The sequence below is a fragment of the Paenibacillus provencensis genome (assembly GCF_042678545.1).
GTDB classification, from domain to species: domain Bacteria; phylum Bacillota; class Bacilli; order Paenibacillales; family Paenibacillaceae; genus Paenibacillus; species Paenibacillus provencensis.
Window position 1 is genome coordinate 348,215 of record NZ_JBHTKX010000003.1, and the last position, 12,348, is coordinate 360,562.

The following is a 12,348-nucleotide window of genomic DNA, read 5'->3' on the forward strand; positions in this document are numbered from 1 at the left end:
CTGCCTATAAGCAAGAGAACCCTCGTAATATGGGACAATTTACTGCCCTGACGAGGGTTTTTGATTTGTCCATACAACTGATACAATAGATAAGGATATTAAAGGTGGTGAAGTGCTTGATCTATGGGATTGGTAACGATGTGCTTGAAACCGAACGGGTTGTTCGAATTATGAAGGGTGATCATAGTTCCCGATTTCTCAGTCGTGTGCTGACAGAAGAGGAGAGAGCGGTACTCGGTTCGCGTATGCAGAGTGAGGTTCAATATGTATCCGGAAGGTTTGCGGCGAAGGAAGCCATATCCAAAGCGTTTGGCTGTGGAATCGGGGAGCTGCTGGGCTTCCAGGATATTGAGATTTTGCCGAATGAGCTGGGCAAGCCGACTGTGACGATCTCTGGGGCAGCTTGGAAACGGCTTGGACTTGGCGGCGAGCCTGCTTACATGGTTCATCTCAGCATCTCGCATCAGCCAAGCGTCGCAGCCGCGTTCGCCATCGTTGAACGGATCTGAGTAATACAGAATAGGAGATTTATAATCGAATGAATTATAGTCATGCAAAAAAGTTCTTTAGTACGGAGCTGCTTCATTGGTATATGCAAAATAAGCGCGATCTTCCGTGGCGGCGGCATCGGGACCCTTACTATATATGGGTATCGGAGATCATGCTGCAGCAGACAAGGGTGGATACGGTGATTCCGTATTTTCAGCGTTTTATTGAACGGTTTCCGACGATTCAGGATTTGGCAGAGGCACCTGAGGAAGACGTGTTGAAGCTCTGGGAGGGGCTGGGATATTATTCTCGTGCTCGTAATTTACAGGCAGCTGCAAGACAGGTTATGGAGCAGCATGGCGGAGAAGTACCGAATCAGAAGGATGCAGTATTTAATCTGAAGGGCGTCGGTCCTTACACGGCAGGCGCGATTCTCAGCATCGCGTTTAATCAAGCCCAGCCTGCTGTGGATGGAAATGTAATGCGAGTGCTGTCACGTTATTTCCTGATTGAAGATGACATTATGAAGGGCAGCACTAGAGTCAAGATGGAGACGCTGGCGGAGGAGCTCATTCCAGAGGGACGAGCGTCAGATTTCAATCAGGCGTTAATGGAGCTTGGAGCGCTCGTATGTACGCCTAAATCTCCACATTGCCTGACTTGTCCGGTGATGGAGATGTGTACGGGACGGATTGAGGGACGGGAAGAGACACTACCTGTGAAGAAAAAGGCTAAGCCCCCTCGTCCTGAACAGCGAATTGCTGCCCTCGTTGTCGGCACGGGTGGGAATGAAGGCAAGGTGCTGGTTCGTCAGCGTCCTGCGACCGGCTTGCTGGCCAAGATGTGGGAGCTGCCTCATATGCAGGCATCTGCACCCGGCGAGCTTGCCCATCTGGTTCCCCATGAGCCTGCGATGGATCGGATCGCCGGACATTTGCTTGAGGAGGGCTATCACGTACAGCCTAACTCGTTCTGGAGAATGGCCGAGCATACATTTAGCCATATACATTGGAACCTGCAGGTATATCATTGTACGGAGGCGGAAGCTGTGCTGACATCCTCCCGGGTGGCAGAGCAGGTTGAAGCATACACTGATGAGGGACATTTGTACCGCTGGATCGAGCCGAAGGATATGGATACCATGGCATTTCCGAATGTGTTTCTGAAATTATTACGAGATTATTTTAATATAGTGAATGAATAATAGATGGAAGAGCATCGCCGAGGACCTGGGAGAACCGGATTAACCTTATGGCAGATGCTCTTTTTTGTGGTACGAACCTGGATCTCGGTCTCAAGTGCAGGGGAAGAAACAGTCCTAAGACGGTTCTTGGATATATCCTGATTAGCGTAACCGAGTATGAGAAAAAAAAGCAGTCTTAGAGTAAAACGGCGATTGCCGCTTTATTCTAGACTGCTTCTTTAGAAAGTAAACAGCGGGTACCGCTGTTTAACTGCAGAGGAATTAATTCTTATTTCGCTGCAGCGTAACGTTTATTTACTTCATCCCAGTTGATTACATTCCAGAATGCACCGATGTAGTCAGGGCGTTTGTTTTGATATTTCAGGTAGTAAGCATGCTCCCATACATCCAGACCAAGAACTGGAGTCAAGCCTTCGAATACAGGGCTGTCTTGGTTAGGTGTGCTAGTGATTGCCAGTTTGCCGTCTTTACCGACAACAAGCCATGCCCAGCCGCTGCCGAAACGAGTTGTTGCTGCTTTTGCAAAGTCTTCTTTGAATTTGTCATAGCCGCCCAGCTCGCTGTCAATTGCTGCAGCGATTTCGCCAGTAGGAGCACCGCCGCCGTTAGGACCGATGATTTCCCAGAACAGGCTGTGGTTGTAATGACCGCCGCCGTTGTTACGGACTGCCGTACGGATGCTCTCAGGTACGCTGTTGAGGTCCGCAAGCAGGTCTTCAAGGGATTTCTCTTGAAGCTCAGGAGCGCTTTCCAGAGCCGCGTTCAGGTTCGTTACATAAGTATTGTGATGGCGATCGTGGTGGATTTCCATCGTTTGAGCGTCGATATGTGGTTCTAATGCATCGTTTGCATAAGGAAGTGCTGGTAATTTAAATGCCATAATTGAAATTCCTCCTAAAAAATAAATTAAAGGTTAAATCTTTATCTAGATTTCCCCTCGACACTTATATTAAACCTTATTCAGCCTATTTAATCAACATTTTTGTTTGTTAAGTTGTCATAGAAGGTTTTTAACATAACATGAAATTAACAAAACTATCTTGAAACTATATTACTGTGTTAACTAGTTTAACACCAAATATACAAAGTTTAGCAATTAAAATGTAAGCGCTTGATATTAAGCGTTTACAGAAGAAAAAGCGTGTTTTCTGGAGCAAAGTGTGGTTTAATGGACGATGAAGAAGATATATCTCGTTTTTTGTCATATTATCATTTCCTGAACATTTCTGGCTCTCCTTAATAGGCGTGGCAGATGTTTCGGCCGGCTTTTGCCGGTTTTTCCGTCTGTACATATCATTCTAATATATTCAGATGGATCATCATCGGGTTTTTGGTAAAAAGGGCGTGCCTTTTTTGTAAAACCTCACTAAAGATAACGAAAAGGGAGATTTAGCAGATGAACGTTCGTTCCTTTCAGTTGAGTGACGCAAATGGTGTGACAGAGCTCCTTGCGGCTGCTTTGTCGGAAGATTGCTTTGAGAACACGATGGGTCCTTTCGCTCGCCAGTTGTCCTGGGATTCAGACCTTATTATGGTTGCTGAGCAGGGTGGGGAGCTGATCGGTGCTTTAATCGGTACTATTGATCAGAACCATGGTTGTATTTATCGTATTGCAGTTCACCCTGATTTCAGACGTCAAGGTGTTGGAAAAGCCCTGGTTAAGGCGCTTGAACAACGTTTCCAACAGCGCAAGGTTAGAGGGGTGTGGGTCGCCGGTGACGAGCATAACAAAGCCGCGATGCCGCTGTATGAAGCAATGGGTTACGGAGCTAGTCAGGTCATGAAGGCATTTCAGAATCTTAGTATTTTGGCACACAGCTAACAAGGCATTTTGAATGCAGTGTATAGGTTTGCTAGATTGGCGTCTCATGTTCAAGCAATGAACGAGATCAGATATAGAGAGAGAACACGGTTTTATTCTATTTTTCAGTCTAATTTATTTTCAATCCATAATAGGCATATCTTGGCTTCCAATTGCAAATGGAACCGAGATATGCTTTTCTATTCATATGGCATTTTTATATTTTAACCTTGAGGTGATAGAAGCAAATGAGCCGCGAAATACCGCCAGACATAGAGAATACGGCGACAACATCCTCTTCAGGCTCAACTCTGTCCGGAGAGCTTCTAGATTGGCTTAAGACTATTTTGATTGCTATCGTACTGATGCTGCTTCTTAATTTGTTTGTCTTCAATATTTCGATTGTTAAGGGCGAATCGATGCAGCCAACCCTTGCTGAACTAGATCGTTTGTTCATTAATAAGATTGTATATGAATTTGATAAGCCTAAGCGTTACGACGTCGTAGTGCTGCATGATCCAAGCCATACACCTGATCGTAAGGAGTTTCTTGTCAAAAGAGTTATTGGTATTCCCGGGGAAACGGTAGAAATTCGGGAACACGTACTATATATCAACGAAGAGCCCCAGACGGAACCTTATACAAATACACTAATAGAGGATCCGGATTTTGGTCCAGTCAAGCTTGAAGAAGGCCGTTACTTTGTAATGGGAGATAACAGGCATGCAGGTAAGAGCAAGGATAGTCGTTCATTTGGGAGTGTTTCGGCTGAAGAAATTGTCGGGAAAGCCGAATTTATTTTTTGGCCGATGAGCGATATGAAGAAGCTGTGAATTAGAAGGAAAGATTAGGCTATACAGTTATATATGTGAGAGCTAAAGGTATTATGAAATTGATTTGATTAGAGGTGATAATATGATTAGTCGAGACTCGCTCGTAAGCCCTGGAGTACATTATGAGTGGCTGAAGCAGGAAATAATTAAGGCAGCGCCGTCTTTTGGAATTGATGATATTGGATTTGCCTCAGCGGAACCCTTTGAATCCTTGCGTTCCATATTGCTGGAGCATCGCGCCAAAGGCTATGAGTCAGGATTTGAAGAGCCTGATATTGAGAAACGGGTCAATCCCGCGCTCGAATCGGGTAAGCCTGCTTCTCTCATCGCCATTGCCATTGCCTACTCTTCCAAGATGAAGGATCCGCCAAAGTCGGAGCCTGGCAGCTATAGAGGGATATTGGCCCGCTCAGCGTGGGGACAGGATTACCATCATGTTCTGAGGGCAGCGATGGACAAGCTCACCGCCTTTATCCAGGAGAAGGTTCCGGAGGCGCGCATTGAGAATATGGTGGACACAGGTGTCCTAGTGGACCGGGCCGTTTCAGAGCGGGCGGGAATCGGCTTTAGCGGCAAGAACTGCGCGATCATATCACCCAAGTTCGGTTCATGGATATTTCTCGGGGAACTCATAACAGACATTCCTTTTACACCGGATGCACCAGTGACGGAGGGATGCGGTGAATGCACGAAGTGCATTGATGCCTGTCCTACAGGAGCGCTTGTTGGCCCGGGACAGCTGAATGCCCAGAAGTGCATTTCTTTTTTGACGCAAACCAAAGGCTTTTTGGACGAAGAATATATGAAGAAGATCGGGAATCGGCTGTACGGCTGTGATACATGCCAGATTGTATGCCCGAAGAATAGAGGGAAAAATTGGGATCATCATCCTGAATTCGCACCAGACCCGGAGATTGTCAAGCCTTTGCTTAAACCGCTGCTCTCCCTGAGCAACAAGGAATTCAAGGAACGGTTTGGACACAGCTCTGCCGCTTGGCGAGGTAAAAAACCAATACAACGCAATGCCGTCATCGCGCTTGGTAATTTTAAAGATCAAAGCGCCGTACCAGAGCTGAGCGAAGTATTACTGCGGGATCCTCGTCCCGAACTGAGAGGAACCGCTGCTTGGTCGCTCAGCCAAATAGGAGGAGAAGAAGCAATGAATGTGATATCGGAAGCTGCTGCAAGAGAACAAGATGGGAACGTGCTGAACATGCTGCAGAGAGCCCAAGAGAAGCTATTGATGGGGCCTCTATCCGAGAAGAAGAAGTCCGAAGTAGAATTTGCGGCTGAATTTGGTTCATCTGAAACCAATTCATCTGAAGGCAGTAACAATGAATCGAATATGGCTCTATATCGCAGTGACAACAAGGCAGCCTGGAAGCCTACTCCTGTTACCAAGCTTACGGGTGAGCCGGTCTATTATCATGAAATATCAACTGAGGCCGGAGAGCTTACACTTTGTGCTACGGAGCAGGGACTTGCAAGGCTTGATTTTGGTAACTATACCGTAAGAGAGGCGCACCTGCAGCAATGGGCTCGAACTTGGCTGGGTGAATATCACTTTGTACATGACCCATCCCGTTTCCAGGAAGCGACATGGCAGCTTCAGGAATATTTGTCTGGAGAGCGTACAGAGTTCCAGCTTCAGCTGGATCTTAGAGGAACTCCGTTTGAGCTGCAGGTATGGCAGGCACTCACAGAAATTCCATATGGTCAGCATGTCTCAAGTCTCGGATTAGCGGAAAAGATAGGAAGACCGAAAGCTGTCCGTTCGGTTGTGGCGGCTGTATCCAAAAATCCGCTTCCAATTATTATTCCTCATCACCGCTTGACGGGCAGTGAGGGAGGAGTAACGATATACCCTGGAGGACTTCATGTGAAGGAACGCCTGCTCTCATTGGAAGGGCAGTCTTCGAATTGACTCTAACACCAAATTGCGTTTGCTAGCCGCGTTTCTACATGCTATGATATCGTGTATGATGCGTTAAAAATAGCAATCAAGCGAAAAACAGGGGTGTATAAGTATGGATATCGTTATTCCCATTATTACACTAATTGTGGGCCTCGTTGGGGGATTCTTTATCGGTGCATTTTATCTGCGCAAGCAGCTTGAGAAGATGCAGAGTGATCCTGAAGCTCTACAAAAAATGGCAAAACAAATGGGCTACAATTTGAACAGCAAGCAGATGCAGCGTGCTCAACAGATGATGAAATCCCAGCAAGGCGGAAACGGTGCAGGCAAGATGCAGCCGCCTATGCGCAAGAATCAGGGAAGAAAAAGATAATGCTGCAATCTTGCCTGCCAGGTACAGGTGTATGCCGCTTGGGAGGAGGAAGAAGGAATGGCTGGAGTTAAAGATTACATGAACTCATCTGTCGGCGCGAATCGCGAGAAGATTGAGTATCATGTTGAACAGATATTGAAGCTGATCGGTGAGGACACAGAACGTGAAGGTCTGCTGGAAACACCGGCTAGAGTTACCCGCATGTACGAAGAAATTTTTGCGGGCTATGAAGTAGATCCTAGAGATGTACTTGGTGTAACTTTTGATGAGAACCATGAGGAGCTCGTCATTGTGAAGGATATTGTGTACTACAGTCAATGCGAGCATCATATGGCTCCTTTCTTCGGCAAGGTCCATATCGGATATGTGCCAAGTGGACAAATTGTCGGACTTAGCAAGCTTGCAAGATTGGTTGAGGCCGTAACTCGCCGTTTGCAGGTGCAGGAGCGGATTACTTCTCAAATTGCAGACATCCTTGAGGACGCGCTTAAACCGAACGGTGTTATGGTTGTTGTAGAAGGAGAGCATCTGTGTATGTGTGCTCGTGGTGTGAAGAAGCCGGGCAGCAAGACGGTAACTTCTGCTACGCGTGGTACATTCCGGGATAATGCCGCTTCTCGGGCGGAGTTTTTGTCTCTTGTTAAAGGTTAATTTCGAATACCGAAAGTCTTGATCGTATTGATCAAGGCTTTTTTATCATACCCTAGCGAGAATCCCCCCGCTTCAAGCAATTCCTAGACAAGTGGAATACAACTTATGCGGAAACCGGCATAGGGTTGTTGTACAACAAATGTGCCACACAACTGGTGAGGTCAAACTTCTATCTATACGGGAATGGAGTTGTCCATCCTGCAGGACGTGCCATGATCGGGATGACAATGCCGCTCAAAATATTAAGCGAGTCGCTGTATAGCCGCTAAGCTCAACAAGTTATGGGAACCACAGCTTCTCTTGGGGTACTGACAAGTAGACAACTTCAAACCGATGGGTTTGACAAAAAGAATCCCCCGCCTCTTTAGGTGGTGGGAGTGTTCAATAGGGGGAGAGGGCTCATATGTCAACGGAAGATACACTGCTTCGCAAATTCAAGGAGATCCAGATCTGGGAATCACCGCTCATGAAGAAGGATGAGGACGTGCTTGAAGCCTTTGCATGGGAAGAGGTCATGTGCAGGCAAGTGGGGCTGGGGCATCGCCCTGTCGCTCATCTCTGGCGTCATGAGAATGCACTTGTCATCGGTCTCAGAGACCGTAGGCTGAAGAAGGCCGAGGAAGCGATGCAGCGATTTCAGAACAAAGGTATAAGCTCCTGTGTGCGTCCTTCCGGAGGTGCAGCGGTCAGACTGACAAGAGGAGTGGTTAATTTCAGTCTCATTCTACCGAATCCTGGACAAGCAATTAACATCCATGATGATTTTAAATCCATGGTTGATTATATTCGGAAGGCTATTCTTCCCTGGGGCGGTCAAGCAGTAGCAGGAGAAATCGAAGGGGCATATTGCCCGGGAGATTATGATATCGCTATAGAGGGACGGAAATTTTGCGGAATTGCCCAGCGCCGGTTGGCCAAAGCCTATCTTGTTACCGGCTTTATCATCATAGAAGGAAAAGGGGATGAGCTGACAGAGGACATCATCCAGTTCTATGATCAGGCAGCTGGAGATGCGGAAGAGGGCTATCCTCAAGTGAAGTACGGAAGCATGGGAAGTCTAAACGAGCTGTCAGGCGTACCCTCTGCTGAGGCGTATATGCAGTCATTAATAGAAGTCATTAGTGCCTCGGCAGAGAAGGTATATACCGGAGTTCGGCCATCGGTTCCTCGATCTGACGTGGAACGCACGGTCGCCGTATTAAAAGAGCGTTACGATTAAGCTCCTCAAAAAAGGTGCAGTGACAATAAAAGACCTCGGAGCGAGGTCTTTTACTTTGAGAATAGGGATGCGATTATATCGTTCGTTCTGATTATTGTCAGAATCTATGTGGGGTTGACTCTATGTTTTCTTTACTGTCAATAAGGAGTCCATTTCAGCTTGCGTGCTTCCTGGAATCGCTCCGCAACGGCAGGCCAATATACGACGTTCCACCAATCCATAATGTATTTCTTGCGCTCATTCTGATGCTTCAAATAATAGGCATGCTCCCACACATCCAGTGGAAGCAGAGGAACAATATCATACTGGGATAAATTTTGATGCTTCTCCGCTTGTAATATTTCTAGCCGGTGCGCTCTTGGACTCCACACCAATACAGCCCAGCCACCGCCTTCTACTTTGTTCGCTGCTTCTGTGAAGTGCTTCTTAAATGCGTCAAAGCTCCCGAAATCCTTTCTGATCTGTTCTCCGAGTGACCCGACAGGCTTTCCACCGCCATTCGGGTTCATTGTGTTCCAGAAGATGGTATGGAGATAATGTCCTGCTCCGTTAAAGGCCAACTCTCGTTCCCAATGCTTCACAAGATCAAAATTTCCGGTTTGCCGTGCTTCCTGAAGCTTCTTCTCAGCGATGTTAAGATCATCTACATAGGTCTTGTGATGCTTGTCATGGTGGATGCGCATCGTTTTCTCATCAATATAGGGCTCTAGCGCATTATAGGGATAAGGCAGTGGCGGCAGCTTGTGCCCCCCAATCGGAACAGGAGATGTAGGAGGAGAGGCGTCTTCTGCGGCGATATCGGATACAGTGAGAGCTTTAGATAATTCCTGAACCAATTCTTCAGAAGCTCCGGTTCGCGGTGCTGTTACGTCCGGGTAAGGGAAGGGCTCTTCGTTCCAGGTGCTTCCAGGTCTTACTCTCTGGGAGATGGCAGCCGGATGGTCCAGTCCCCGGAGTTTATTCACAGTCTGCTCTGATTGGTCCTGGATGTATCGAAATACAACCTCCGCAGCAGGGTTACCTGATAGAGCTGCGCTATGCTCAAGAATGTGCCCGAGGTGACGATGGAATTCCTTCGATTGGTTAAACGAAGCGGCAAGCAGCACATCCAGCTGACCAAGCGCATAATCATCCGGCGGCTGCACGCCCGTTCTTACCCTCTGCAGCAGATCATCTGCTGCAGAGGCAGATCGTTGGAATACGCTTCCCCATTCATTGAGAAGCTTCACATAGGCATCCTCCAGCTCCGGTGCAATCGATGTGATCATATTTGTGCATCCCATTTCAGTATCCTTCCAAGACCGAATTTCTTCTAACGCGCGCAGCGGTAAATAGGGTCCATAACTGAGCTCCATAAGCTCGGCACCTCCCAAGATGGATTCTTATTCAAACAAATACTGTGCATAGCAGCAGACGGCGTAATGATCTAACGTATACTTATTCTCATTAGAGCTTGTACTATGATGACTTGTCAAAATAAGAGAGGATATAAAAAAGGATATGAAAAAGGCACCTTTTTAAAGGTGCCTCAGCTTGATCTATTTTTGAGCGAGACTTATACCGCCAAGGAATGAAGAAACCTTGTTCAAGTACTCTCTGGGATGCTCTCTATATATGAGCTCATGACGTGCTTCCTCTACGATCCACACATCAGAGTTCGGATTGGTCTGGTTGCTCGCAAAGAGCTCTGCCATTGGATAAGGGGCCTTCTCATCCTGGGTTCCGTGGATGAAGAAGATAGGAATATCATAAGCTTTCGAACTTACCTCCTGATAAGGAATGGAGTTTAGGCTGGTGCCATTCAGAATCGGGAACAGCATCGTTAGAATTTGTAGGGTAGGCTGCTTCGGCAAATCAATCTGATTCTGTATATTATGATACAGCGTATCCGGCTCCAGCAGGAACGTGCTGTCTAGAATCATGGCATCAATGTCCTCTGTTTGAAGGGCGGCCTGAAGAGCTGTCCCTGCTCCCATAGAGAAGCCCCATACGACAACTTCTTGAGCTCCTTTTTGCTTAGCGAGCTGAACTGCGCCAAGAAGCTGCTTCGATTCTGCCTTTCCTCCGGTAGCAACGACTCTTGTGTTTTGGGAAGCGAAGCCGTAATCAAACATAATGACATTAAAATTTTGCTGATGAGCGTAATGGGCCAGATCATACATGGGAATCCATGATTCTTCCCGGTTAGCTCCATAGCCGTGACTGAACACGATCGTTTTGCTGCTGTTCTCCTCTGCAGGGATGTACCATCCACTAACGTTCCGGCTTCCGTCTGAGGCAGGGAAAGTCACCTCTTCATACTCCATCCCCTTGGACAGCATGGGGTTTGAATACACCGGAGCTACCGCCGGGTAGGATAACACCCATGCGATATAGGCATGAAGAGCAATAAAGCAAAATACGAGAAAGAATATGATCGATAATATTAGGGCAACCACGATATGCTTAAAACGGATGAGCCGAGTGGAAAGTGCGGGAGGAGCACTTGATACGTTCTGCTTAAGAGATCTATTCTCGGATATAGGAAACATCATACTCCTCCTTCCAGAAGAATGTTAAATAGGACTAATTTACTAAATCCAACCTGTGAACAAAGATGAGGTTGGTATAACTTTATTCTTTATCCTATGATGCGTCCTGTCTAAAGTCAATTGATTGGGACTAATTGTTACACACTTGTAATGTAAGTGAAATTAATGGTGAAAAATGTTTGTCAAGTGAAGGAAGACTTATTCCAAAATCTCTCCATTATGATCGATTGTTGAGAGAAATGAGCTTGTTTAATTGAGATTAATTCTCAATTAAATCTTTACTTTGGTCATCAATTCTCTTATAATTTATGTAACCAGGTTTCACGTGATGAAACAGAGAGGGGATTATGCATGGAAGAGCAAGATCGCAAATTAACGGTACGAGCGGTCGAGAGGGCGTTGGACATTTTGTTATGCTTTACAGAGCAATCAGATCTGGGTCTTACCGAAATTTCTGGCAAGATCGGTTTACATAAAAGTACGGTGCATCGTTTGCTGACAACACTTGAGGACAGGGGATTTGTTGTGCGTAATCCTTTGACGGAGAAGTATCGGCTTGGCATTCGAATTTGGGAGCTTGCGGCACATATGTCCCAGAGTGATGACCCGGCCATCCTCTTGCTGCCTGCAATGGAGCGCCTTCGTGATCGCTTGGGAGAAACGGTTAGCTTGTATTTGAAGGATGGCAATGAACGGATACGCGTTCAGGCCGTGCAGAGCAATCAAGCGATTCGAAGGGTAGCACCTGTAGGTGTAAGGCTGCCATTGTCGGTTGGAGCATCGAGTAAAGTGTTGGTTGCGTTTGCAGCAAGAGAAGAGCAGGAGCAGCTGATACGCAATTTTGATACCCCCTTGTCAGTTGATCAAGATATTTATTTGAGTCAGCTGCAAGAAATCAGGGAATTGGGATATGCAACGAGCTATGAAGAGAGAGAGCCTGGAGCAGCAGCCGTATCAGCGCCGATCTTTGATCGCAAGGGCAATGTGGCAGCGGCCTTGTCTTTATCCGGACCGATAAGCAGGCTGTCGGAAGAGACGCTTCGGGAATACGCACCTATTGTTATGGAGACAGCCGCGCAAATGGGATTTATGCTGAGGTAGCTCTCCTTTGTAATGAACGAATGGAGAATAAAGGTTGAAAATGTGCTGTGAATGAGATAATCTTGTATGGACCTCAATTTAGACGAAGGATAGGGGTCAAACATGAATAACAATAACAATTTACTAGGGGAGCCCGAAATGCCGGGCTGAGATGGTACTGCAAGGTGCCGGACTCTTTGTACCTGATCTGGATCATACCAGCGTAGGGAAGTAATTGGCGATAAATATCGA

Annotated in this window: 14 protein-coding genes and 1 riboswitch; of the genes, 11 read left to right on the forward strand and 3 right to left on the reverse strand. The window is 46.8% G+C overall.

All coding sequences use genetic code 11. The features are described 5' to 3' along the window. Positions 1–116 precede the first annotated feature (116 nt). Genes acpS through ACFQ3J_RS20320 form a run of 3 tightly spaced genes read left to right on the forward strand, consistent with a single transcriptional unit; the run spans position 117 to position 1,872 of the window. Entirely contained in the window at positions 117–509 is a 393-nt protein-coding gene (gene acpS, locus ACFQ3J_RS20310; RefSeq protein WP_251583843.1) for a holo-ACP synthase, read from the forward strand. A 29-nt stretch (positions 510–538) separates the two neighbouring features. Continuing rightward, on the forward strand, positions 539–1,693 hold the full coding sequence (gene mutY / locus ACFQ3J_RS20315) for an A/G-specific adenine glycosylase (RefSeq protein ID WP_251583844.1): 1,155 nt from the start codon (positions 539–541) through the stop codon (positions 1,691–1,693). 47 nt (positions 1,694–1,740) lie between these two features. Beyond that, positions 1,741–1,872: a hypothetical protein gene (locus tag ACFQ3J_RS20320; protein WP_285850265.1), complete on the forward strand. Its 132-nt coding sequence runs from the start codon at positions 1,741–1,743 to the stop codon at positions 1,870–1,872. Between the two features lie 89 nt (positions 1,873–1,961). Here ACFQ3J_RS20320 and ACFQ3J_RS20325 read toward each other — a convergent pair whose 3' ends face one another. Then, positions 1,962–2,573 carry a superoxide dismutase gene (locus ACFQ3J_RS20325; protein ID WP_251583845.1) on the reverse strand — a complete coding sequence of 204 codons (612 nt, stop codon included), beginning with the start codon at positions 2,571–2,573 and terminating at the stop codon, positions 1,962–1,964. A gap of 516 nt (positions 2,574–3,089) precedes the next feature. Between ACFQ3J_RS20325 and ACFQ3J_RS20330 the strand changes: the two genes are divergently transcribed. The 7 genes from ACFQ3J_RS20330 (at position 3,090) to ACFQ3J_RS20360 (ending at position 8,485) form a co-directional block, all read left to right on the forward strand. Further along, positions 3,090–3,515 carry a GNAT family N-acetyltransferase gene (locus ACFQ3J_RS20330; protein ID WP_091159708.1) on the forward strand — a complete coding sequence of 142 codons (426 nt, stop codon included), beginning with the start codon at positions 3,090–3,092 and terminating at the stop codon, positions 3,513–3,515. A 227-nt stretch (positions 3,516–3,742) separates the two neighbouring features. Next, positions 3,743–4,327, forward strand: coding sequence for a signal peptidase I (lepB, locus tag ACFQ3J_RS20335; RefSeq protein WP_091159709.1), 585 nt, complete (start codon positions 3,743–3,745; stop codon positions 4,325–4,327). Positions 4,328–4,409: 82 nt separating this feature from the next. After that, entirely contained in the window at positions 4,410–6,251 is a 1,842-nt protein-coding gene (gene queG / locus ACFQ3J_RS20340) for a tRNA epoxyqueuosine(34) reductase QueG (protein ID WP_091159711.1), read from the forward strand. Positions 6,252–6,354: 103 nt separating this feature from the next. After that, positions 6,355–6,615, forward strand: a complete 261-nt coding sequence (locus ACFQ3J_RS20345; RefSeq protein WP_076314651.1) for a YneF family protein — start codon at positions 6,355–6,357, stop codon at positions 6,613–6,615. 57 nt (positions 6,616–6,672) lie between these two features. Next, positions 6,673–7,266 (forward strand): GTP cyclohydrolase I FolE, encoded by a 594-nt coding sequence (folE, locus tag ACFQ3J_RS20350; protein ID WP_091159712.1) that lies wholly within the window; start codon positions 6,673–6,675, stop codon positions 7,264–7,266. 139 nt (positions 7,267–7,405) lie between these two features. Then, positions 7,406–7,528 (forward strand): zinc ribbon domain-containing protein, encoded by a 123-nt coding sequence (locus ACFQ3J_RS20355; protein ID WP_285850266.1) that lies wholly within the window; start codon positions 7,406–7,408, stop codon positions 7,526–7,528. Between the two features lie 141 nt (positions 7,529–7,669). Further along, positions 7,670–8,485 (forward strand): lipoate--protein ligase family protein, encoded by an 816-nt coding sequence (locus ACFQ3J_RS20360; RefSeq protein ID WP_091159714.1) that lies wholly within the window; start codon positions 7,670–7,672, stop codon positions 8,483–8,485. A gap of 137 nt (positions 8,486–8,622) precedes the next feature. Here ACFQ3J_RS20360 and ACFQ3J_RS20365 read toward each other — a convergent pair whose 3' ends face one another. Next, the gene (locus ACFQ3J_RS20365) at positions 8,623–9,840 is read right to left on the reverse strand and encodes a Fe-Mn family superoxide dismutase (protein WP_091159716.1); all 1,218 of its coding nucleotides are present in this window, start codon (positions 9,838–9,840) and stop codon (positions 8,623–8,625) included. 183 nt (positions 9,841–10,023) lie between these two features. Continuing rightward, entirely contained in the window at positions 10,024–11,016 is a 993-nt protein-coding gene (locus ACFQ3J_RS20370; protein ID WP_251583877.1) for an alpha/beta hydrolase, read from the reverse strand. A 351-nt stretch (positions 11,017–11,367) separates the two neighbouring features. Between ACFQ3J_RS20370 and ACFQ3J_RS20375 the strand changes: the two genes are divergently transcribed. Further along, the gene (locus tag ACFQ3J_RS20375; RefSeq protein WP_091159719.1) at positions 11,368–12,117 is read left to right on the forward strand and encodes an IclR family transcriptional regulator; all 750 of its coding nucleotides are present in this window, start codon (positions 11,368–11,370) and stop codon (positions 12,115–12,117) included. Between the two features lie 115 nt (positions 12,118–12,232). After that, positions 12,233–12,343: riboswitch (TPP riboswitch) on the forward strand. Positions 12,344–12,348 lie beyond the last annotated feature (5 nt).

Excerpts from the sequence above, each read along its gene's own strand:
- mutY (WP_251583844.1), top strand. The coding sequence starts at position 539 with ATGAATTATAGTCATGCAAAAAAGTTCTTTAGTACGGAGCTGCTTCAT.
- ACFQ3J_RS20320 (WP_285850265.1), top strand. The coding sequence starts at position 1,741 with ATGGCAGATGCTCTTTTTTGTGGTACGAACCTGGATCTCGGTCTCAAG.
- ACFQ3J_RS20325 (WP_251583845.1), bottom strand. The coding sequence starts at position 2,573 with ATGGCATTTAAATTACCAGCACTTCCTTATGCAAACGATGCATTAGAA.
- ACFQ3J_RS20330 (WP_091159708.1), top strand. The coding sequence starts at position 3,090 with ATGAACGTTCGTTCCTTTCAGTTGAGTGACGCAAATGGTGTGACAGAG.
- lepB (WP_091159709.1), top strand. The coding sequence starts at position 3,743 with ATGAGCCGCGAAATACCGCCAGACATAGAGAATACGGCGACAACATCC.
- queG (WP_091159711.1), top strand. The coding sequence starts at position 4,410 with ATGATTAGTCGAGACTCGCTCGTAAGCCCTGGAGTACATTATGAGTGG.
- ACFQ3J_RS20345 (WP_076314651.1), top strand. The coding sequence starts at position 6,355 with ATGGATATCGTTATTCCCATTATTACACTAATTGTGGGCCTCGTTGGG.
- folE (WP_091159712.1), top strand. The coding sequence starts at position 6,673 with ATGGCTGGAGTTAAAGATTACATGAACTCATCTGTCGGCGCGAATCGC.
- ACFQ3J_RS20355 (WP_285850266.1), top strand. The coding sequence starts at position 7,406 with ATGTGCCACACAACTGGTGAGGTCAAACTTCTATCTATACGGGAATGG.
- ACFQ3J_RS20360 (WP_091159714.1), top strand. The coding sequence starts at position 7,670 with ATGTCAACGGAAGATACACTGCTTCGCAAATTCAAGGAGATCCAGATC.
- ACFQ3J_RS20365 (WP_091159716.1), bottom strand. The coding sequence starts at position 9,840 with ATGGAGCTCAGTTATGGACCCTATTTACCGCTGCGCGCGTTAGAAGAA.
- ACFQ3J_RS20370 (WP_251583877.1), bottom strand. The coding sequence starts at position 11,016 with ATGTTTCCTATATCCGAGAATAGATCTCTTAAGCAGAACGTATCAAGT.
- ACFQ3J_RS20375 (WP_091159719.1), top strand. The coding sequence starts at position 11,368 with ATGGAAGAGCAAGATCGCAAATTAACGGTACGAGCGGTCGAGAGGGCG.